At 36.0% G+C, this 20,940-nt stretch carries 24 protein-coding genes and 2 pseudogenes; all 26 read right to left on the bottom strand.

The genetic code is table 11. The features are described 5' to 3' along the window. Positions 1-90 precede the first annotated feature (90 nt). Positions 91-1,094, bottom strand: a pseudogene (locus JCM21738_RS25275) (SulP family inorganic anion transporter); the annotation flags it as partial. 133 nt (positions 1,095-1,227) lie between these two features. Continuing rightward, entirely contained in the window at positions 1,228-1,548 is a 321-nt protein-coding gene (locus JCM21738_RS03505) for a DUF5658 family protein (protein ID WP_023625792.1), read from the bottom strand. Positions 1,549-1,580: 32 nt separating this feature from the next. Continuing rightward, the gene (locus tag JCM21738_RS03500) at positions 1,581-2,573 is read right to left on the bottom strand and encodes a nucleotidyltransferase domain-containing protein (RefSeq protein ID WP_023625793.1); all 993 of its coding nucleotides are present in this window, start codon (positions 2,571-2,573) and stop codon (positions 1,581-1,583) included. 15 nt (positions 2,574-2,588) lie between these two features. Further along, positions 2,589-3,257: an ABC transporter ATP-binding protein gene (locus JCM21738_RS25270; protein WP_243462878.1), complete on the bottom strand. Its 669-nt coding sequence runs from the start codon at positions 3,255-3,257 to the stop codon at positions 2,589-2,591. A gap of 23 nt (positions 3,258-3,280) precedes the next feature. Further along, positions 3,281-4,396 carry an ABC transporter transmembrane domain-containing protein gene (locus JCM21738_RS25265; RefSeq protein WP_243462877.1) on the bottom strand — a complete coding sequence of 372 codons (1,116 nt, stop codon included), beginning with the start codon at positions 4,394-4,396 and terminating at the stop codon, positions 3,281-3,283. After that, positions 4,372-4,851 (bottom strand): S24/S26 family peptidase, encoded by a 480-nt coding sequence (locus JCM21738_RS03490; protein WP_023625795.1) that lies wholly within the window; start codon positions 4,849-4,851, stop codon positions 4,372-4,374. Before JCM21738_RS03490 ends, JCM21738_RS25265 begins: the two co-directional genes overlap by 25 nt. Beyond that, positions 4,841-5,101, bottom strand: a complete 261-nt coding sequence (locus JCM21738_RS03485) for a PqqD family protein (RefSeq protein ID WP_023625796.1) — start codon at positions 5,099-5,101, stop codon at positions 4,841-4,843. Before JCM21738_RS03485 ends, JCM21738_RS03490 begins: the two co-directional genes overlap by 11 nt. Next, positions 5,101-5,880, bottom strand: a complete 780-nt coding sequence (locus tag JCM21738_RS03480) for a hypothetical protein (protein ID WP_023625797.1) — start codon at positions 5,878-5,880, stop codon at positions 5,101-5,103. The genes JCM21738_RS03485 and JCM21738_RS03480 overlap by 1 nt, the downstream gene beginning before the upstream one ends. Before the next feature lie 48 nt (positions 5,881-5,928). Then, positions 5,929-6,111, bottom strand: coding sequence for a hypothetical protein (locus JCM21738_RS03475; RefSeq protein WP_023625798.1), 183 nt, complete (start codon positions 6,109-6,111; stop codon positions 5,929-5,931). Between the two features lie 160 nt (positions 6,112-6,271). Beyond that, positions 6,272-6,715, bottom strand: coding sequence for a VanZ family protein (locus JCM21738_RS03470; RefSeq protein ID WP_023625799.1), 444 nt, complete (start codon positions 6,713-6,715; stop codon positions 6,272-6,274). Between the two features lie 43 nt (positions 6,716-6,758). Next, entirely contained in the window at positions 6,759-7,484 is a 726-nt protein-coding gene (locus JCM21738_RS03465) for a metallophosphoesterase family protein (protein ID WP_023625800.1), read from the bottom strand. Positions 7,485-7,527: 43 nt separating this feature from the next. Beyond that, positions 7,528-7,782 (bottom strand): GtrA family protein, encoded by a 255-nt coding sequence (locus JCM21738_RS27020; RefSeq protein ID WP_156916392.1) that lies wholly within the window; start codon positions 7,780-7,782, stop codon positions 7,528-7,530. A 185-nt stretch (positions 7,783-7,967) separates the two neighbouring features. Then, on the bottom strand, positions 7,968-9,104 hold the full coding sequence (locus JCM21738_RS03455) for a glycosyltransferase family protein (RefSeq protein WP_035208887.1): 1,137 nt from the start codon (positions 9,102-9,104) through the stop codon (positions 7,968-7,970). A gap of 20 nt (positions 9,105-9,124) precedes the next feature. Next, positions 9,125-10,082: pseudogene (locus JCM21738_RS03450) on the bottom strand (glycosyltransferase family 2 protein). A gap of 119 nt (positions 10,083-10,201) precedes the next feature. Next, a complete protein-coding gene (locus tag JCM21738_RS03445; RefSeq protein ID WP_023625803.1) occupies positions 10,202-11,926 on the bottom strand; it encodes a putative glycosyltransferase family protein in 1,725 nt (574 codons plus the stop codon). Between the two features lie 29 nt (positions 11,927-11,955). Further along, complete coding sequence (locus JCM21738_RS03440; protein WP_023625804.1) at positions 11,956-13,497, bottom strand: lipopolysaccharide biosynthesis protein; 1,542 nt, start codon at positions 13,495-13,497, stop codon at positions 11,956-11,958. Positions 13,498-13,552: 55 nt separating this feature from the next. Beyond that, complete coding sequence (locus JCM21738_RS03435; RefSeq protein WP_023625805.1) at positions 13,553-14,527, bottom strand: glycosyltransferase family 2 protein; 975 nt, start codon at positions 14,525-14,527, stop codon at positions 13,553-13,555. An 18-nt stretch (positions 14,528-14,545) separates the two neighbouring features. Then, the gene (locus JCM21738_RS03430) at positions 14,546-15,718 is read right to left on the bottom strand and encodes a glycosyltransferase (protein ID WP_035208885.1); all 1,173 of its coding nucleotides are present in this window, start codon (positions 15,716-15,718) and stop codon (positions 14,546-14,548) included. A 41-nt stretch (positions 15,719-15,759) separates the two neighbouring features. Continuing rightward, positions 15,760-16,338: a glycosyltransferase gene (locus JCM21738_RS25260; protein ID WP_243462876.1), complete on the bottom strand. Its 579-nt coding sequence runs from the start codon at positions 16,336-16,338 to the stop codon at positions 15,760-15,762. A 191-nt stretch (positions 16,339-16,529) separates the two neighbouring features. Next, positions 16,530-16,706, bottom strand: a complete 177-nt coding sequence (locus tag JCM21738_RS25255) for a hypothetical protein (protein ID WP_243462875.1) — start codon at positions 16,704-16,706, stop codon at positions 16,530-16,532. A 35-nt stretch (positions 16,707-16,741) separates the two neighbouring features. After that, positions 16,742-16,915 (bottom strand): hypothetical protein, encoded by a 174-nt coding sequence (locus JCM21738_RS25250; protein ID WP_243462874.1) that lies wholly within the window; start codon positions 16,913-16,915, stop codon positions 16,742-16,744. A 35-nt stretch (positions 16,916-16,950) separates the two neighbouring features. After that, positions 16,951-18,156, bottom strand: coding sequence for a glycosyltransferase (locus JCM21738_RS03420; RefSeq protein ID WP_023625808.1), 1,206 nt, complete (start codon positions 18,154-18,156; stop codon positions 16,951-16,953). Positions 18,157-18,181: 25 nt separating this feature from the next. Next, positions 18,182-18,613, bottom strand: coding sequence for an FAD synthase family protein (locus tag JCM21738_RS03415; protein WP_023625809.1), 432 nt, complete (start codon positions 18,611-18,613; stop codon positions 18,182-18,184). Next, a complete protein-coding gene (locus tag JCM21738_RS03410; protein ID WP_023625810.1) occupies positions 18,600-19,775 on the bottom strand; it encodes a CDP-glycerol glycerophosphotransferase family protein in 1,176 nt (391 codons plus the stop codon). The genes JCM21738_RS03415 and JCM21738_RS03410 overlap by 14 nt, the downstream gene beginning before the upstream one ends. Positions 19,776-19,830: 55 nt before the next feature. Then, positions 19,831-20,430: a hypothetical protein gene (locus JCM21738_RS25245; RefSeq protein WP_243462873.1), complete on the bottom strand. Its 600-nt coding sequence runs from the start codon at positions 20,428-20,430 to the stop codon at positions 19,831-19,833. A gap of 20 nt (positions 20,431-20,450) precedes the next feature. Next, entirely contained in the window at positions 20,451-20,873 is a 423-nt protein-coding gene (locus JCM21738_RS25240; protein WP_243462872.1) for a glycosyltransferase family 2 protein, read from the bottom strand. Positions 20,874-20,940 lie beyond the last annotated feature (67 nt).

Below are 20,940 nucleotides of genomic sequence, written 5' to 3'. Positions count from 1 at the left end.
CATAAGGTCAATGGCCACTGTTAAAATCATTGTCACCAGCATGACTGCTGCATCCGTGCGAGGCTCATCCTTAAGGATTTTCAAGCTGTCATAATCGAACATTGTAATTCCTGTCATGATTAAAATCCCTGCTAGCACTGCAAGTGGAATTTCTTCTGCTAGCGGGCCAAAAACAAGCATGAACAGCAGCAAAGCTATACTGTGAACCATTGCTGATAAAGCAGTCTGGCCCCCGCTTCGTAAATTGACTACTGACCTGACTGTCGCCCCGGCACCCGGCATAGCACCGAATAATCCAGCCAGGTTGTTACCTAATCCCTGTCCAATTAACTCTTTATTGCTCTTGTGCTTAGTACCTGTCATATTATCCATGACAACCGATGTCAGCAAAGAGTCAATTGATCCAAGAACCGCAATGCTTAACGCTGCTGGAATCAACTGGATGATGACACCCAAATCAGCAATCGGCAGGTGAAGTTGCGGCAGGCCTTTCGGAATCTCCCCAATCCTTTTTGCGCTGTCAAAGAAAATAAAATCATTGATAAATGACAGTGTAAAATGAACGGCAGGAACCACTTTTCCCAAAAGGATTAACGTCACTGTTCCTAAAATCAGTGCCATCAAGCTTGGAGGGATAATCTTAATACATTTCATCGCAACCAGCATAAAGACAATCGTCAACAGCACGACTAAAAAGCTGCCCGTCACATACTGCAGCTGCCCCATGATAATGATGATGGCAATCCCGTTCATAAAACCGCTGACCACCGGCAAGGGAATAAATTTTAAATAATTGCCTGCATTAAGTAGCCCAAATACAATCTGAAATATCCCACCCATAATCGCGGCAATGAACGCATACTCCAGCCCCTGAGTCGCCACAATTCCAGTAAAGATTATTGTGATCGGACCAGTCGGACCCGTAACCTGCCCCTTCGTCCCGCCAAACAAAGCCGCAAAAAACCAGTGATGATGGCACCATACAAACCAATGATGGCCCCATCCGAATTACCCGTCGCCTGCATCCCAAAAGCCAACGCAAGCGGCAGCGCAACAACCGAAACCGTAATCCCGGCCAGCAACTCACGCTTCAGGGTTTAAAACATGTTTGATACGCCTTCTTTCTTATTAATATAAGAAATTATACGCCTGTTAAAATTGTTTCTGAATATGAAAATAGTAAAAAGAAATGAACTTTTTTCGAGGGGGTATAAAGAGGCTGACTGGTCACACACTCTGGACCAGCCAGAAACCATGCAAGCAAATGACTGTGGTATAACTTGCAGCTGCAAACAGTGTTATACCTTTAACCAACCTTGACTGTGGGACTTTTTTATACATTATAAACAACAATAAAGTAACAGATAGATAAAGCTTAAGTATTATGAATAGTCTAAGGTCTATTGAATAGATTCTCTCCATCAATGGGTTGGCTTCAGTAATTATTGAACGTTCGATCCCGGCAACGGTAAGGGCTGCGTCGACAAGGTTGAGAAGGGAAAGATAATAGAATAACAGGACCAAGTGTGCTTCACCTTCCTTTTTCATATTATTATTCCCACTCAACTCAACTCATAACACTATTTCTTGACCGGAAGAATCGTTGCAAGTATTTCCTTCATTGTATGACTTGCAGTGTCATAACTAAAATATTGATAGTCAATGTAATCTGTATATTTCTTGTAAAAGCTGCTTTCATTCTTTTTATGACTAAACTCCAAGTACTTCCTGTCTGACTTGTAAGGGAAAGGCTTGTTACAATCTAGAAAAGGAAACTCTTGATATACTGACGAGAGCGTCCGGATAACCCTTTTTTTGGTTTGGTGCTTTTCCGCTATGTTTATCAATAGATGAAAGTCTATATCATCCTTTAAAAAATGAATCAACTGAATAATATCGAGATGGTATTTTAAAGAGTCGAGATTATGACGCCATCCATGCAGAATAATCATGTAAAAGACATGAAGACTAGATAGCTCTTTAACAAACAGGTATTGAGCTGATGGCTTCGATGCCTGCCAGAATTCTTCAATATTGAATTGCGCCGTGGACTCCTTCAGTAAATACCAATGCAGTTCAACCACCAAAGGAATCTCTGATCCTGGAAGCTGTTTGCTATAACTGCAATGAAAATGTCCAGGAATTCTTTCCTCTTCAACTGTAAATCCTAGTTGTTTTACTAATTCCACAGCTGCTTCAATGTCATAATCCTTAACCAGTAGATCGATATCTGACGTCTTCCTTGCACCCAAGTTTCCGAAATAGGATTCAGCAAAGCCAACACCCTTTAGAGGAATGACTTCCATACCTCGCTCTTCGAATGCATTTAGAATCTGAGAGGTTTCGTGCTTAACAAATAAGTTAAGCTGCATGGTTTGAAAGTACTGCTCTTTTAGATATTGACAGAAAAAGTCTGGTACTTGTTCGAGCTTACCTTTGCTTTTCAATAGATGATAGACCTGAGGGGCGATTGAGTCTATATCCTGATTTTTTAAAAGCTGCTCATAATAGGCTTCATCACTTGGCAACTCGATTTTATTCTTATATAGTGCTGATACCAATTGATTCATCATTTTTCAAAACTCCATTCACTTAGATACCAAGTATAGATGTTCAGACTTTTTAGGCTTCAGTACAGATGAATTCAACTTTCTGTAAAGACCATTTTCTGAAATCAACTCCTCATGAGTGCCCGTCTGTACTAGTTCCCCTTCATCCAGCACAATAATTTGGTCAGCATTCTGGATTGTGGATAGCCTGTGGGCAATCACGATTGTCGTCTTTCCGCTCATTAAATGCTCGAGTGCTTGTTTTACCTCAGATTCAGTATGACTATCCAAAGCAGATGTCGCTTCATCCAGCAGCAGGATTGGTGCATCCTTTAAAATGGCCCTTGCAATGGCGATACGCTGCTTTTGACCGCCTGACAGTTTAACCCCCCGTTCACCGATCCCCGAATCATATCCTTGAGGGAGTCCCATTATGAAGTCATGGATGCAGGCCTGTCTTGCCGCCTCTATCATTTCTACCTCTGAAATACCTTCTCTAGCCAATGACAGGTTTTCACGAATGGAACCGGCAAATAGAAATGTCTCCTGTGGCACATGGGCAATGGAGCTTCTTAACTCAGATAGTGTCATTTCTTCAGTAGGAATTCCATCAATCAAAATTTTTCCTGATTGCGGCTGGTAAAAACCTTGAAGCAGATTGAACAACGTCGTCTTCCCGGCACCGCTTGGACCTACGAGAGCAATCATTTTCCCTGGTGGCATTTTCAAACTTAAGTTTGAAAAATCATTTTATTTTCATCGTAACTGAAAGTAATATTCTTAAACTCTAAAGATTTCATGTTTGATTTTACAGGCGAGTAAGCTGCTAGTTCTAAAGAAGCGACAGGTTTTTCGACCAATTCAATGATTCTCTCAATGGCAGTGATTGATCTCTGGAAACCTGCCCATTGTCCCGCCAGGCCAGTCAGCGGATAAACAAGATAGCCAACGAGATTGGTAAAAGTCAATAAAGAACCAACCGACATTTCTTTTTGGTAGACAAAATAAGCACCGAGCGACAGACAAGTCAGGAAAACAACAGAACTAATCAGGTACTCCGGAATAATACCAGCCTGCAGCTTCGCATTCTCAAGCTCTAATTTAAAATAATCATCGTTTTCACGAGTGAATTTTTCAAAGACCTTCTTTTCAAGAGTAAAAGATCGTATGACTTGGAAGCCCTGAAAAGTTTCACTTAAAGTATTATTGATCTGAGCAATCAAACTATGTAGCTTGCGCCCATTCCGTTTTAGCAGCAAGCCAAATCCCGCGCCCGCGACAATCGCTATCGGAGCGATCAGGATACTTATCATGGATAAAACCCAGTTTATTTGGAAGAGATAAATGAGGACAGCAATATAGGTTAGCGGCAGACGAATTAGATTAATCAAGCTGCTGCCAGTGACACCATCAATGCTATGAATGTCATTGGTAAAATACGAAAGTAGATCCCCGGAACGAAGATTAGAGGCAACACCTGCAGGCAGGTTGAGAATATGCTTAAATAAATATTCCTTCAAATCCTTTTTTAAGCCATTAGAAGCAATCGTTTCAAAATAAATATCACAGAAATTCGAAATGATATTCAGAACAGTTAGTCCAATCCCGATCGGAATCAGCCTCTTCAACTCCTCAAAATCACTGCGAATCGCCGCATCGGTAATGTTCCCGAAAAACCAGGCAAAAGCAATTGTAAAGAAAATATCGAAACCTAATAAAAAAAGGAGTGCCGAATAAGCCTTCCAATGTTTGAGAAAAAACGGCTTCAACATCGAAAAGGTTTTACGGATATCCTTCATTGAAAAGTATTGATTCGCAATCGTTATAAGCTGTTTAACTTTCGCCATAGCGTACTCCACATTTCTGCATAATGAGTTTTCCAGTTAAGATATTTTCGAAGGATTCCTGACAGGACAGGCAGGGCCATGATTAGATTTCCCCATAGTCTGGCAGAGGAGTTTTGCATGGAGATATCATGTCTTTCCTTTTTAATAGAAGAAAGCTTTCCAATGATTTGTTCAGGTGTAGCAGGCAAGTCATATCCCAGATTAGTGTCCCCTTTGAAAATGTAAAGGTTTGCTTCCTTGCGGATAAACCGATGAGCAATCAATTGTCCTTCACCTGTGTTGAATAATACAATATCTCCCTTCACCAAAGAACCAGGGCTGCATGGCACGAATATGCATACATCCCCTCTCTGGATCAGTGGAAACATACTGTTCCCATGGGCAGGCAGTTCAAGGTAGCCGTCCTTTTCAATCGCAACCTTTAAAAAGCGGATCGTTTCCTGATCAAACAGCATGACGAATCAGTCCGCACTTCTTCAAATCAACTAAGAATTTATCAATAGCATCTTTCTCACATTCCGCCCCGTACTCCTGATCAATAGCCATGTGCAAACTATCCACCGTCTGAGCCTCACCAAGCTTCAGCCAGCAGAATCCTCCAAGATCGTTCAGCCTCGTGACCGTATACTGATCAGTATCCAGAATAATCCACTCATCCTCAATCTGGGTAGCCTCAAAACTATTTTTTTGAATAAATTGAACCATTATGAAATCAGCTCCCAAAATGTAGGATCTTTACGAAAATACAGCTCATATACCGGGACCCTCTCAACCAAAGTCCGCAACAACCCCATTATCCGTTGCGTCTCAGCCGGATCATGGCTCCAGTAGAACACCTTATCCATTAGCGATAAAAGTGCATCAGGTTTCCGCACCTTTTCCAGTATGTTTCTATCTGCCTGGTGCAGGAGCTGGATGCCTGATAATGGTCTTGGCTGTTGATAACCTGTGGATTGTAATTCACTGCGGAAAGGTGAGTCGTAAATAGTAATCTCACCCTCAGAGATTTTAACTATTGTTGCTTCGTCCGATAAAAGATTACGAGGTTCGGACAGCCTCGCCGCCGTCGACTTCCCCGCTCCCGAATGGCCGGCAAAGATATGCGCCCTGCCATCCTCGATTACGCAGGATGAATGAATTAACAAGCCCCAGTTGTGATAGACGATGTAGGAGCTGTAGAGATTCATTAGGGCATGCTTTAAGGCTAGTTCGTCGTGGACGTGGATAGTAGCTGATGTGTAGTCTGGGGTGGATTCTATTAGGTAGTCGGATCTTCGGAAGGTGATTTTGTTCGCGTCCTTTTTGATAGAGACCTGATAATCGGTAAATGACTCACCATAACCAAATTTGATTTTCACTTTTATATTGGTTAATTGGTTTGTACTATTTATACTATTAAAAAGCTTTTGGATTTTTATATACTTAGCACTGGGAACCGAAATTTGGATGGTTTGTTCTCCTATCATACTTAGATATTTAATCATAACAATCTCCATTTTTATTAGTAAAACCTTTTTGGCGGATGAGAGACCTTAAGGCTTGTTTTTATGTTTCTTTTTTGGATCATAAGGATCATGTGGATATTTTTTTCCATCACTTTTGCCTTTATCATCTGCTACAGGGCCACGTCCTCTATTCCAGCTTTGCGACGTTTCAAATTGAATAGGCTGGTGGCTTAATACTACGGGGCGGATTTCTAATTTTTCATTTGACATATACTATCCCTCTCTTGTTCATTATATAGAACAATGAAATTAAAATAAAAGAGCAAAAAAACTGCCCACTTTTAGAAACTACTATTAGTTAGAATTATAAAACAGCATTTGTTCTTTTTAAAGAAAATCATTTCGACAAATTCCTCAAATCATTTTTAATTTAAGTTTCCCTTCTTAACCAGCGACCTATCTTTGAACTTTTATTATACAAATAACACCGGTGCACCACCCACCAGAATACAATAACTCCAATTGTATCTTTCAATAGATCCCCTATAGAAAATGATCGAAACGGTACATACAGTTGGTGTATTTCATCTGCTATTCCATAGGACAGAGCTATGACTGCTGCAGTAACCTCTTGCCATTTTTGCAACCTTCCAAAACTGAGGAAGACAATGACTATGCATAGGTACAAGACGCCAAATTGAAAAAGGTGGGCAAACTCCAAGCCAGCACCTATAATTAGAAAAACAGAATGGCTTAAGGAACTTGTAAAACCAACTAAACTCTCCGGATCAAAATAGCTTGATTGAATCCAGATAAAGGCCATATAGCCAATTGTTAAAAATATAAAAAACAATCTTTTAAGAATTAACAGCATGTGCACCTTCCTTTTACTTGGTTACTGCTCTTTTATTGTACAATTAAACCTCTCTAATATAAGCATTCTTTAAAACCTTAATCATAAACTCTTTGTTGGGATAGTCTATGACACGAAACTGATCAATTACCTTTTCAACATCATAATCAACTCTAATAATTACTGTTTGATAATTATTACTATGTAGTTCAACCATTGCATAAGATGCTTTATTTAATCCATCAAAAGGAAGACCCACGCTGCCTGTGTTGATAATACACTTCCCATTTGTATACCTAATATATGGCTTATGAATATGGGCGTATATATAGATTTCCGCCTCTTGAACCATTTGAGACTCTATAAGAGTCTCTTCAGATTCATCGGGGAGGACAACATCAAACAAACTTTGTGGAGTAGCATGATAAGCATGGATTCTCACACCTTCCAGCTCGATCTTCGATTCTGAGGGCAAGCTTTTAAGATAATCTATACTCTCTGTATCCAACTGAGTTATAGTCCAGTCTCTTTCCTTATTCATCATTTCGAGTGCCTGAGCAGGTACCTCTCCCTGTTGGACACCCCGAACGACCCACTCATCTGCATTTCCTTTAATAACCTCTGCATTTAGCTCTCTCACCAAATCAAGTGAACGCTGTGGCTCAGGTCCTCTGTAGCAAATATCCCCCAACACATAAACTTTATCGGCATTCCGCGCCTTTATATTCTGCAGTACAGCTTCAAGCGCCACCGCATTTCCGTGGATATCAGATATGAATGCAATTTTCATAGACATCTCCTCTCACACTTTTAAATTTTTCCACTAACGTTTTTCATATGGTATACGACCGCTTTTGTTCAGAATTAAAGACGTAAAATTTTTGACCCAAATAGTTTGTAATTGTGTAAAACCCGGAGCCAATCAAAACAGAAACTCCGTCTTTATAATGTAGAAACTTTAACAGTTCTTCTGATAAATATATTCCTAACCAATACGAAACGAAATAACAAATAAAGGTCACTCCAAAAAACTTGATAATACTGCTAGATACCATCCTCTTATCTCTAAAAGTGTAATTTTTATTCAAAAATAACTAAGTACCATCGCAAACGCGTTTCCAAAGAAGGTTGCTGGCCAGTATCCTATAGCGACGATATTTAATAGAAAATAAATACTTGTTAGCCCAACAATCGTATTAATTACTCCAACACAAACAAAAGTAAGGATTTCCCTTTTTTCTTTTACCATATTCATATCAAACACTAATGGATCTCATTGATTTTTTTCTGATAGCTTGAACTCCTGGCAAAATACCGACAGTGCAGACACTAAAATAATTAGATATTGAGTAATAAAGTAACGGTCCACTTCCCCACTCGGAAAAATGATAAAATAGCCAGCCATCCCTAGGATTGATATTAGAATCAGGTGATTGAAAACAGAAAAACCTTTTTCGACTTTTGAAATTAACAAAGCAATAAATCCTATTACAATAAAATATATTATATGGGTATTTAATAACTTTAAACCATTACCTACCAGTACCTTAATGTAATTTTCAAAACTGATACTTACAACTGTTTCAGCAGGTTTTTCGATAAATTGAATAAAACTTACTGTAAATAGCATTTTCCAACCATATCCACCGGCTAATTGATTAACAGTAAAATACACTAAAGCACTTATAAGTAAAAATCCAACAGCTTGATAGAACTTAAATCGAAATTCCTTTTGAGCAAACATACCAAAATAAATAATAAATAATGATGATAGGATCAGATTATCAGGTCTTACTAGTATCGATAAAATGAACAAGATCCCCGGCAAAATCCTTAAATTAGTTTTTAACAGAAAATAAAGCGCTAACGTTATCATAAATGCCGATAAGGCATCAGGCGTATTCCTTGCAGCCATAAAAATAAGTGGCTGGCATACCATTAATAGAGTTAGAAGGATTAAACCCATAGCCCCTGACCTTAACTTATAAAGAAAAAGAAATAATAATATTGATATTCCTAAAAAAGAAAGTACTGAAATTAAATTTATAGCTTTAACAATATCAATTCCCAATTCGTGAAGAGAATAAATTAATGCTATATAAAGAGGTTTTACCTTATAAAAGTTGAGCTGCTGTGTAAATGAGGAATAATCCTCAAACATCTTTCTACCAAATTCCCCACTGGTCAAATTATGAAATACTTCTTTAGGTAATGCCTTTTCAATTATGTCATATGTCTTCGCATGTACTTTTTGCGGATCATCCTCACTTAAGGAAAGTGTGACGGCTGTATATGGTATAAGATCGTAACTATAGTAGGGTTTTATGAAACTATATACCGACAAACAAATTATGAAGAAAAAATAAAAAAATGTGATTGCTATTTTTATATATGGTTTCCCTATGTTCATTTGGGTCCTCCTAGTGCCAATCAGGCTAATATTTTCTCTTTTTCTCTATTATCCTCACTGAAATCTCTTTCTACCTTTTTCCCATTGTATTCATCAACAAAATACACAGGTCTTCCTTTGGTTTCATTAAATACTTTTCCTAAATACTCACCTATAATTCCTAATGATAATAGTTGAATTCCACCTAGAAATAAAATAACAGTCATAAGGGAGGGATAACCAGCGACTATCTCACCATATAAAACTGTTTTTAAAATAATCCAAGCCATATAAAAAAAGGCACCAACCGAAACCATGAATCCCAAGATTGTGGATAGCCTTAAAGGGGCAATGGTAAAGGAGGTAATACCTTCAATTGCTAAATCTATCAATTTTAAATAGGTCACGGTCAAATAAGATTTCTTTTTTATTGAAACCAATCCAACTGAACATGCCTTTTGTATATCTGTGCGTTTCTCTAATTTGTTTAAGGGCTTCTATACATCTTCTATCCAGCAGACGGAAATCACCGGTATTTTCTTGCACTGGGATTTTCGTCACTTTGCCAAGCAGGTTATAATATGACTTTGAGGTCCATTTCTTCAACCAGGTTTCTCCTGTTCTACTTCTTCTCTTTGCATATACATCATCATATCCTTCTTCCCAAAATCTAACCATATCTTCTATGATCTCAGGAGGATCTTGAAGGTCAGCATCAATTATTACAACCGCTTGCCCTTTTGCATAATCAAGTCCAGCCAGCATCGCAGCTTCTTTCCCAAAGTTTCGGGAGAGGCTTATATAAGAAATTCTGTTATCTATTTCAGCAATACACTGTAATATTTGAAGCGTATTATCCGTGCTGCCATCATTGATAAATAGAAACTCAAATTGATATCGATGAATAGAATTTGCAACCTCATTTAAGCGTTCGTAAAGCTTATACAGTACCTCCTCTTCGTTATAGGAAGGTATTAGGATAGTTATTAGACCGTTCATCATTTCATCTCCAATTTTCAAATTTTACGACTTAACAATTGCTGACTTTCATTTCAATTTCCGAGGGGTAATCCAACCAGAACTGAACAATATAAAAAAGATAGCCAATAGTGGCCATCTTAGATTTTTAGAGCGTTTATTAAGTCTTTTTTACGAATTTCTTTTAAAATTAAGTACCCAATGACCGATAAAATTGTTACTAGACTAATTAATGTACTTATTTTTTGTAATAGAGTTCCATTGTAGTCTACAATTATTGTACCCTTCTGATAGTTTTTAAGATCTATTCTTAAAATATTATTTTCACCATCAGAAACATTTAAATTATCATGTTGATCTTGATATTCATACTTTGCAATATATCCCAAATAATTTATTAATGGTACTTCAATATAGGTATTCTCTTTATTGTTATTAGAAAAGTCAACTTCAATATGTGTACCTTCTTTGGTGAATGTTACTTTCATGTCAGTATTGTTAGAAGTGATAATTTCGCCTCTTTTATAAATTTCGTCTTTGTTTATGCCAGCAGGAAGATATTCACCAAGACCAATACTGTATTTATTAAGGTTTAATTCATATAAACCTTTAGCAACATAATAGCCATAAGCACCATAGGAAGCGAACATATTCAACCCACATGCAAGAATCGATAATACCATTACTATAATATAACCTTTAATCTTAGCTCTTTTAATAAGAAGAAATCTATTCAAGATAATTCCACTACCTATGGATAAAAAGGCAGTTGCAAATAGAAACAATCTCCAAGCAAACTGAATAGCACCTAATTGAGGAATAAAGTTCATAAGTGTTTCCCATGGAAAAAAACTAGTGGACGCTATTAGACAAAGAACGCCAACAAGCAGGCTAATATCAGCCATTTTAAAGAATTCTGTATCTAATCCTTTTACTTGCATTCGCAATAATAACAGACCTAAAAATACAATACCAATCCCTGAGGGACCTCCTAACCGAAATACCATATTAGGAAATTCAAAAAATAACTTGTGTATAGGAACCGTTGATTCCCAAATCCTAGAGGTAATTGTTTGGGTATTAACAATAAATGAAGTATTTGTGAGTTGTTGTATCATCGGCAATAGAAAAAAGGATACCGATAGAAATGTAATTATTGTCGCTAACCCCAGATATAAAAATCTGATAGGGCTCTTAAAAAATCTTCTATAGCTTATTAAAAAAATCAGCGCAGTTATACCAGTCATTAAAACAGTGCTGATTATATGAGATAAAAATAAGCCCGAAAAACCCAAACTCAATATATACCATTGTTTATAGTCATCAAAAATAATTCTAAAAATCCCTAAGACAATTATAGGAATAAAAATAAAAGCCAACACTTCACCAAGAGCAGCTCTTTCATATAAATCCAAGATTCTATAAGAAGATAAGGTGTAGAGTGTTGTTGATACCATTGCCGCATAATTGGATTTTGATATCTCTTTTACACACCAGTACATCGTCAAGAAAGTGCAGATAGTGCATATGAATAAAAAAACTTTGTATGAAGTTAACAACTTTAACCCTAGCAACGTCATTACTGCAGGAATATACAAAAACAAATCTGGGTAAAGTAGCCCATTAGCGTAGCCGTAACCATCAATATAGCCCGGATAAATTTTCACTGGGAACTCGCCTGTAACTAACCCATCCTTAATGGCTAATATTCTTGATAAATGAAATGTAAGATCATGGCCACGCGGCATTCCAGGAAGGAGCATAAGTATGGTACTGTAAATGCACACAAACGTCATAATTGTTAAAAATAAAGAAATTTTAGAGTGATTGTCTATATAATTTTCTATTTTTTGAATGATAGCCACCTGCGACCTCCTACCAATAGTAAGGTTTTCTAACCTGCAAAAGGCAAATGATTCTTTATTTTTGGAACAACTCTATTTATAGTTTCATGAATATATTTAAATTCCTTAGTTTTATAAAATAACGATAAATATATAATGCTTGGAACAATGATACTTATAATACCTTTTCCAATTAAAACGAAAAAGCTTCCTCCCACAAAAAGAAGATCAGATATTAAGGATGTCACGAAGCAGCCGACAACCGTTAGCAGCAAACATAAACTGTACATTTTAAAATAAGTCCTAACCGAAACTTTAAATACATTTTTATATACAATCTTGGGCTGGGTCCAAAAAATTGTCAGTAAAGTACTTAAAGTAGTTCCCATAAATATTCCTGCTAGCCCATAAAACTTAACTAAGATCAATGAGGAAATCAAATTAATCAACCCCTCAATTACTGGCGCATATTTATCTTGTGTAAACAAACCAGCTTTATTTTTGAAGGTAGCGATTGCTGTACGCATTCCAGTTAAGTAAAAGTTAATTAAAATAAAAATAAAAGATAGGCGATTCAAAATAAACTCCTCACCCAACCACCAACTTATAAACGGTTCTAATAAGTTATACAGAAATATTACACACAAGGAAATAAGCCAGAAATTAACTAGAAAAGAGACTTTGAAGATTGAATAGTTCTTATCTCTATCTTCAGTAGCAATCAAATTCCCCACACTCGCTCCAATGCCTCCTAGTATAGGAGTAACTAGAGAGGAAAGCTGTGAGGTAATCATTATATAGTTCGAATAAAGACCTACTGTAGCTAAACTAATAAATGAGGAAATCAATAGATTATCTGTACCAAATACCAAAAATCCCCCAATATTATGCAAGAACATAGCTTTTACATTTTTAATTAAATTTTCTTTAGTTTTTATATCCAAAGAATACTTTTCTTTTGTTTTAATATACGGATATCTTTTGTTTACTATCTTCCCGTTATAAATGGTTTGTATTATATGCAACGCTAATTCTATTACCAAATATAGTATAAAACTGTCTGTTACTATTAATATTCCAATCCTTGCAATCATTGTGATCACCTGGAACAAAAGATTTACTTTTGCAAGGATATACCCCCGTTGATCAGCATTAATCAACGACCATTTATGTGCATTCAAATAAGAAACGACATTTTTGGATACAAATAGGAAATAAATTAATCCCAAATTCTCAATATTTCCGCCATCCTTCATGAGTACACCTAAAAAGGGGAATAAACAAACACTCAAGATTATTACTATTAACGCAAGGAATCCATATGCTTTCTTGTACGCCTGGACTAGTGCTATGATTTTTGTCCTGTCACCATCCGCGAGAGGCTTATACAGATTATAAACAATACTTATCCCTATCCCACTCTCCACCAATGCCATTATCGATAGTACATTTGTCAATAAACCATTTATCCCAAGATATTCAATACCTAAGCTATCAATAAAAACCTTGCGAGATATAAAGCCTAATAAAACCAAAACTATTTGAGACAGGATTCCTATGGAAATATTTTTTATAGAATGTTCTGTTCTCATCTTTTAACTACCATCTCGCTCACACTACTTCCATAAATTTTGTGAAGTATAGCTTTCACACCTGCAATCTCCTCGATAACTTATTGATTAAAAGTTTATAAAAGATTGGATGACACTTAGCAACTGTCAATAAAATTTTTACATTCCTTGGAAACTCTTTTAACCTAATTAAGCTACTATAATAGGAATTCAATATATTGGTTACCGTTTTAAACTGTTTTCTGTATTTATTAAATTCAACATGACTTGAAATGTCATACATAATGACCAGTGCGCTATTTGCAAGTTTTAAACTAACTAACGATGTCAAATCCGGATAATATTTCTTCATGAACTTAAACATTTCATCGTATATCAAAACCGCATCGATTTTTATATTCTTCTTTGCACGGTCCATGGTACTTTCCTCTCTTTTTATATAATGATATTTAGGAGCACCAATACTGCAGACCTTTTTACTCTTATGGATCACTTTATAAGTAAAAGCAGTATCCTCGTAAACAATGCCTACAGGAAAACGTATATCTTCAAGCAGAGTTCTCTTAATCAATTTTGTCCAAACAACCTCATCATATAGTTCTCCCATCAGCATGGCTTTCATTGCTTCTGGCCGCGATTGTACGATCAGCGAATGAAAGCCATTTTTTTGTATTCTGTTTTTAAAATAAATAATACTGCTAATATTTGAAATATCACAGTCATTTTCCGTGCATATTTTATATAGTAGTTCATACATATCTGGCTCTATCCAATCATCACTATCCACAAATCCTATAAATTCGCCCTTTGCAAGATCAATCCCCATATTACGAGCAGATGCCTGCCCTCCATTCTCCTTATGGATGACAGAAACTCTTGAGTCCTTCCTAGCATATTCATCACAGATTCTCCCACAATTATCCGGTGAACCATCGTCAATTAATATCAATTCAAAGTCAGTGAATGTTTGAGCCAGGATAGAGTCTATACATTTATGTAAGTACTTCTCAACCTTATATACTGGAACAATGATACTTATTTTTGGATTCATATTTATTATCCCTTTCTGCTAATAAGAAAATTGTGTTACCTCTCTTTTTTGTATATCCTTTGATAAAACATCACTTAAGTAATCTCTAATTTCTTTATTTTCTAATAAAAGTTTAACCTTTGAATAAATTTCATCTTCATGTACATTGACGATATATCCATTCTCTCCATCAATAATTTGTTCAATTGCACCAATAAAATTAGTAGTCACAATGGGCTTAGACAAACATTTTGCTTCGGCTAACGTCAAGCAAAACCCTTCATGCCTGGATGTTTGTACATATATATCTGCTTGAGCCATATAAGGATAAGGGTTGTTTTTTGAACCTAGTAGGATAAAGTTTTCTTCGACTCCAAACTCTTTAATTAAACTCTCTAGGTTATCCCTGTATTTCCCTTCCCCTATGCAGTACCATCTAACATTGTAACCATTCTCTCTAAGCTTCGATAAAACCCTCACAGCTAAATCTTGCCCTTTCTCTTCAGACAGCCTGCCAACTGTTAAAATCTTCAAACCTTTATAGTTCGGATCAAAAGTTATTGCTTCTTTTGACATCTCTATAATCAATTCATCATCGATAATATTAGGAACGATTCTGGTCTTCCCTTCTGCAGATGGGATAAGTCTAACTAGCTGTTTTCTTGCTTCCTCTGATACCACTACTAATTCGTGGAATTTGCGGTATAATCTTTCATATAAATTCTTATTTATTTTATGATTGGATACATCAAAATGAATCCATGATATTTTTTTTTCCTGCTTGGACTTTGTTAGAAATATAATAATCAATAATGTCAGTAGGTCCCTGATAGCTATTGCCAAATCATATTTTGTGGATTCTGGAGGAATATTCTTCAAGACATGTTTATAGTAAAGATATCGATCATCAAGTTTCTTTGAAATAAAATAGGTAGTGATGAAACCGGGAATTCTTTGATACTCGCCTTTTACAAAATATTCATGAACCGTCTTTTTTGGTGGCTGCAAAATAACCGGCTTAACTGCACCGAACCAGGATGCTTCTTTAACCTTTATCCAGTCTGGTAAAAACGAAAGAAACTCTCCTTTTTTTTCTAATAGGAGGAGGGTTACGTCAAACTTTTCTTTGTCCAGAGTTGATAATAAAGAGAGGAAAGACTTCTCAACTCCCCCAATATTCATGCTACTTAACATGAAGAGAATCTTCTTCATCAGCTCACTCCTATATCCTCAAGTAGAATTTTATCCGTGGGTTAAATATCTAAATTCTGCGAGTTTGAACCGCTAACATTTTTCATTTTCAGATTATATATCAGTTCATTTTTTAATCTGGAATCCTTTAATATATCTTTTACGGCGTTGTAAATGCTGTTTGAATTAGCTTTCACAATTAAACCAGTTTCCCGATCGGTAATGTGTTCACTCACCCCTGCGAATTTAGTACTCACAATAGGAATATGGAAGCATTTAGCCTCTGCCAATGTTAAGCAGTATCCTTCATGCCTTGATGGCTGAACGTATAAGTCAGACTGCTGCATGAAAGTGTAAGGGTTGGATTCCGACCCCAATAATAGAAAGTCATCCTCAATACCATATTCCTTTATCATTTCTTCATACTCTTTTCTGGCACTTCCTTCCCCAATGCAGTACCAACGAATATGAAAGCCCTCACTTTTAAGTTGGGCTAAAACTGGTATTAATAAATCCTGCCCTTTTTCTTTACTAAGTCGTCCTACTGTTAAGATTCTAACCCCATTGAAATTATCCCGATATCCATTCCCTTCTTTTGCTAGAGCCACTATTTTTTCGGGATTCGTAACATTAGTAAACACTGCTGTTTTACTTTTTAGAGAAGGTACTAATGTTAGTAATTGATTTTTTCCTTCTTTTGAAACAGCATATACTTTATCAAATTTTTTATAATATTTAGAGGCAAATTTGATATTGAACCCAATTTTACTAACATCAAAATGAATCCATTGATACTTTTTACCTGCCTTAATTTTATTTACAATAACATAGCTTATGAATCCATAGGACCTGCATAAGCTATAGCGATATCGTACTCTTTTTTAGAAATCTCCCTATCATGTAAAAGGCTATCGAAAAGGAAGCTCCTCTCTTTGTTAATTGCTGAAATCAAAAAAAGCCACATTAAATGGATAGCCTTTAGGAAGTTCCAACTATTTAATAAATTCATTATTACCCTCTTGGGTGGATTATTAAGAATCTCTTTCATTTCACTGTAACCATCAAGGTACTCCACATTAACCTTGGGGGGATAGCATTTAAGAAGCCACCGAACTTCTCTAACATTAAAATTGTTATTTCGTACTTATCTTCTGGCATTACATCAATCATATTTAAAAGAGCTTTCTCAGTTCCACCTACATTCATGTTAATTACCATAAACAATACTTTTTTTCTTCATTTTTTCACCTACATCAACTGATAAGTCGATAAAATTTTTCTATTTCTTCCACATTTCCCTTCTTCTCTGTGGATAGGTATTCTTTTATTCCTTCTCTTAAATCCTGATTCTCAACTAACTTCATAATGCCTTCACATACTGCATCAGGATTCATTTCAACCACCAGACCGTTTTTTTGATCAATCATTTGGTTAAAAACAGCATCAAATTCAGTAGTAACAACTGGAGTATTGAGCATTCTTGCTTCTGCAATTGCTAACCCAAACCCTTCAAATCTGGAAGTTTGCACATAGATATCTGCCTCTTTTATATAAGGATACGGGTTTGCTTTTACACCCAATAATTTAAAGTCTTCACTTAGACCCTTTTGATGAATTAACTCTTTTACCTCTTCTTCTAACGGCCCTTTCCCTAAAGCATACCACCGGAAATTAATACCTTTATCCTTTAGCAGTTTGCAAGCTTCAATGGCAACATCATATCCTTTTTGATGCGCAAGCCTTCCAATGGTAAGAATTCTTATTCCCTTAAAACCATCCCTGTAAATATTCTGTTCCAGATTGGCCATTTTAGTTATAAGGTAAGGATTATTAATATCGTAAATCACCTTCATTTTGTTGGTGAACGTAGGAAAGGTTTCTAAAAAGATTTCTTTAGTTGAATCTGAAACTGCAACAATGCGGTCATATTGCTGATAATATTCTTTTTGAAACTCCTTTTCTTGTTCGTTTAATCTATAACTTACGTTCACCCACGCAAACTTTTTAACAGCTTTTACTTTTTCAGCAACATAAAACGTAGGAATACCTTGCGCATAACTGATTGCAATATCATATGATTTAGGATTTTCCTCGATTACCTGTGAAGCACTTTGCCAATATACTCTTGCTTTTTGAGCATTACTAAATTTTCTTCTCCTAATTTCATAAGTGTATCTTAACCTTGAAGATAACATGTCATATTTATAGTTTTTGGCTGAATACCAAATTGCTTTATTAAGGGGCATGCCTGTAAATTTTGTGTAATGCAATGGTTCCAGTATATTTACGTATGAAGGGACTAACTGTTGTAAAGCTCCTCCATGCCCGAATAACATTAAATCGATATTATATTTAGTTTGATCGATTAGTGACAATAAAGTTACCAGGCTCTTTTCTGCACCTGCACACTCAAGAGAATCAATTACAAAAAGCAAATCTTTTTTCACTTTTTCAATCACATCACTTCTCTTATTTTTTGAGGTTTTAGATTACTTTTTCTTTAACCTGTATTTGATGCTTTAGTTCTGTTGTTGATACACCTTTTGTATAGGGAAAATAGACAATCTCGACGCCTACTTGCTTGAATCTTTTCTCAACTTCACTGAACAAAGGGCTGCCCTTCCAGTCATCACCGACAAACATGGCATCAAATTCAAGGTTCTCCCAGGCCGAAAATTTATCGCGATTCACTTGGGGAACCACCATGTCTACATATTTAATTCCTTCTATAATTTCTGCACGATCTGCATATGGAATAACAGGTTTCCTATTCTTGTACTCCATTACCAGCTCATCTGTACTGACACCAACTATTAAGAATTCACATTGCTCTTTTGCTCTCTTTAAAATATTTAAATGACCTACATGAAACAGGTCGAAAACTCCTGTTGTATAACCGATTTTATGCTGCTTCATTCATTACTCTCCTTTCTTTGCCAAAACAGATTTCTTCCAAACGGGCAGCCAGTTTCTTTGCTGCATAGCCATCTTCATAGGATCCGATTTCTGATAAGAAGCTCTCAAGTTCTTTTCTAAAAACTGTCTCGTCAAAACTTTCGATTTTTCGCAAAAGATCTTGGTTGCTAAGAGCTTTAATAAACGGCAAATCCTCCAAGTCAAAATATAATCCCCGTTCATTCTGAATGTAATTTTCCAAATCAGGGACATATAAGAAGCAAGGTTTTTTAGTGACTGAGTAGTCGAATACCAAAGACGAATAATCTGAAATCAGGAAATCGGTGATAAGTAATAGTTCCTGGATGTCATCAAATTGGGTAACATCTATGACTTGATCATTAACTGTTATTTGATTTGACACTGACATAAGGTGAGGATGCAGTTTCACTAAGATTATCCACTCTCCTCCAAACCTTTTAGCCAATGTTTCCTTTACTTTTGTAAAATCGAGATTATAGACATCAATGTTTTTATCTTTTCTGAACGTTGGTGCATAGAGGGCAATATTGCAGGCTGCCGAAATATTAAGTTTGGAAAGTATGGATGATTTCAAGTCGTTATTTGCATAAGCAAGGATATCGTTTCTAGGTGTCCCATGCTTAAAAATCTCTCCATCATACCAAAAGGCTCGCTTAAAGATTTCGGTACTGTAATCACAGCCAGATAGCAATAGATCACATTTTTCCGAATCCTTTTTTGCCATTTGTACATAGTTAGAAGGAAGATTTTCCTCGGCATCTTTTTCGATCTGCTTTAAACGCAGTGAACTATGCCATGTCTGTATGTAGTATTGCTCTTTCCTTTTAATAAACAAGTCAGTAGTTCTGAAGTTTGTTATTAACACCTTGGATGTACAAAGCTCATAAAAATAGCGAAGCGACATAGTTTTCACTTTTCTTATCCCTTCAATATCCACCTTGGAATCTGGGTCATTGAACGCCCAAACCAGGTCGAAGTAGTCTTTCGGATAAGTTTTTAGGATATATTCCGTAATATACTTTGGATTGCAGCCATATTGGCTTCCGTAGTAACTAAACAGAAAAATTTTATTCTTCTTAATAGGTAAGTAGTTAAAAAGATAGATAATTACCAGTGAGATATACTTTTTAAGGACTTCCATAAAAATCTCCTAATTATGCATAGTAAAAAACCTTCTTTAAATTTGAAGAAGGTTTTTAAAATTCTTTTTGGGTTATTGGTACTGTCTGTAGTCCCGACGGTTCAGAAATGATTTCCAGTTGTCTCAGGACTTTCTTTACTGCAGAAAAAACAATATTCAATAAGGGGTGCACCAGAAACATTGTTAACTGCGTTTTAAGGAATTTATCATGATCTACAGCCTTTTTGAATTTTGTTGAATTCTTTCTGATATAATCCCTTATCTCTTTCCGATACGTCCCTCTTTTATCTTTTCTCCAGTTCATAATCAACAAGTTATAGTGAATCAAACTGGTTCTAAAAATTACCTTATAAGATTCATTAACCAGGTCTTGATACCTTTCTTCTATAAAATTGTGCCTTTCCTTTAAACCTTTCAGGATATCCAGGTTCCTCGGTGTATATGAAGCAACAATACTGTCGCTTCTTTGCAAATAGAAATACAATGGCTGATTTATAAGGACGAATTTTTTGACACGGTCCATCACTTGATGTGCCCAAAACACATCTTCAAATAAAACACCTTTTTTAAAAGGAATGCCTTGTAAGATACTGGATTTATAGAGCTTTCCCCAGGCAAAATTCTTAACTCGTTCATTCTTCACTAATTCATACATTGATGACTCTCTATTAAATATTACAGGTGTTCCCTTCGGACTGTACTGCTTGTGATCAAAGAGTAAATAGTCTTCATAGGCATAATAAAAGCAGATTGAACTACATCCGCTTTGTGTCTTTTACAGGTTGTAATTAACATCTCAATTGCATTTGCTTCTAACCAATCGTCACTATCCACAAACATCGTATAATTACCCGTAACATGTTGCATTCCTGTATTCCTTGCATCTGATAAACCGCCATTTTCTTTATGGATTACTTTGATTCGCGGGTCAGCAGCTGCATATTCTTCTGCGATACTTCCGCAGCGATCTGGGGAACCATCATTAACTAAAATAACTTCAATATTTTTATAAGTTTGTTTCAATATACTATCAATACATCTTTTCAGATATTTTTCTACTTTATAAATAGGAACGACTATACTTACTTTATCAGGCATTCTCTTTCCGCCTACCTTCGCATTTTTTATAGGAGTTGGACGAAAGTCGGCTGATTGACCACTCCTT

The sequence above is a fragment of the Mesobacillus boroniphilus JCM 21738 genome (assembly GCF_000517385.1).
In the GTDB taxonomy this organism is placed as follows: domain Bacteria; phylum Bacillota; class Bacilli; order Bacillales; family Cytobacillaceae; genus Mesobacillus; species Mesobacillus boroniphilus.
The sequence above is the reverse complement of the archived record's forward strand: the minus strand, read 5'-3'. Positions and strand labels throughout refer to the sequence as shown.

Bases quoted from the DNA above. Each gene is read 5' to 3' on its own strand.
- JCM21738_RS03505 (WP_023625792.1), bottom strand. From the start codon at position 1,548: ATGAAAAAGGAAGGTGAAGCACACTTGGTCCTGTTATTCTATTATCTT.
- JCM21738_RS03500 (WP_023625793.1), bottom strand. From the start codon at position 2,573: ATGATGAATCAATTGGTATCAGCACTATATAAGAATAAAATCGAGTTG.
- JCM21738_RS25270 (WP_243462878.1), bottom strand. From the start codon at position 3,257: ATGATTGCTCTCGTAGGTCCAAGCGGTGCCGGGAAGACGACGTTGTTC.
- JCM21738_RS25265 (WP_243462877.1), bottom strand. From the start codon at position 4,396: ATGGCGAAAGTTAAACAGCTTATAACGATTGCGAATCAATACTTTTCA.
- JCM21738_RS03490 (WP_023625795.1), bottom strand. From the start codon at position 4,851: ATGCTGTTTGATCAGGAAACGATCCGCTTTTTAAAGGTTGCGATTGAA.
- JCM21738_RS03485 (WP_023625796.1), bottom strand. From the start codon at position 5,101: ATGGTTCAATTTATTCAAAAAAATAGTTTTGAGGCTACCCAGATTGAG.
- JCM21738_RS03480 (WP_023625797.1), bottom strand. From the start codon at position 5,880: ATGATTAAATATCTAAGTATGATAGGAGAACAAACCATCCAAATTTCG.
- JCM21738_RS03475 (WP_023625798.1), bottom strand. From the start codon at position 6,111: ATGTCAAATGAAAAATTAGAAATCCGCCCCGTAGTATTAAGCCACCAG.
- JCM21738_RS03470 (WP_023625799.1), bottom strand. From the start codon at position 6,715: ATGCTGTTAATTCTTAAAAGATTGTTTTTTATATTTTTAACAATTGGC.
- JCM21738_RS03465 (WP_023625800.1), bottom strand. From the start codon at position 7,484: ATGAAAATTGCATTCATATCTGATATCCACGGAAATGCGGTGGCGCTT.
- JCM21738_RS03455 (WP_035208887.1), bottom strand. From the start codon at position 9,104: ATGAACATAGGGAAACCATATATAAAAATAGCAATCACATTTTTTTAT.
- JCM21738_RS03440 (WP_023625804.1), bottom strand. From the start codon at position 13,497: ATGAGAACAGAACATTCTATAAAAAATATTTCCATAGGAATCCTGTCT.
- JCM21738_RS03435 (WP_023625805.1), bottom strand. From the start codon at position 14,527: ATGAATCCAAAAATAAGTATCATTGTTCCAGTATATAAGGTTGAGAAG.
- JCM21738_RS03430 (WP_035208885.1), bottom strand. From the start codon at position 15,718: ATGAAGAAGATTCTCTTCATGTTAAGTAGCATGAATATTGGGGGAGTT.
- JCM21738_RS25255 (WP_243462875.1), bottom strand. From the start codon at position 16,706: ATGAATTTATTAAATAGTTGGAACTTCCTAAAGGCTATCCATTTAATG.
- JCM21738_RS25250 (WP_243462874.1), bottom strand. From the start codon at position 16,915: ATGGTAATTAACATGAATGTAGGTGGAACTGAGAAAGCTCTTTTAAAT.
- JCM21738_RS03415 (WP_023625809.1), bottom strand. From the start codon at position 18,613: ATGAAGCAGCATAAAATCGGTTATACAACAGGAGTTTTCGACCTGTTT.
- JCM21738_RS03410 (WP_023625810.1), bottom strand. From the start codon at position 19,775: ATGGAAGTCCTTAAAAAGTATATCTCACTGGTAATTATCTATCTTTTT.
- JCM21738_RS25245 (WP_243462873.1), bottom strand. From the start codon at position 20,430: ATGTATGAATTAGTGAAGAATGAACGAGTTAAGAATTTTGCCTGGGGA.
- JCM21738_RS25240 (WP_243462872.1), bottom strand. From the start codon at position 20,873: ATGCCTGATAAAGTAAGTATAGTCGTTCCTATTTATAAAGTAGAAAAA.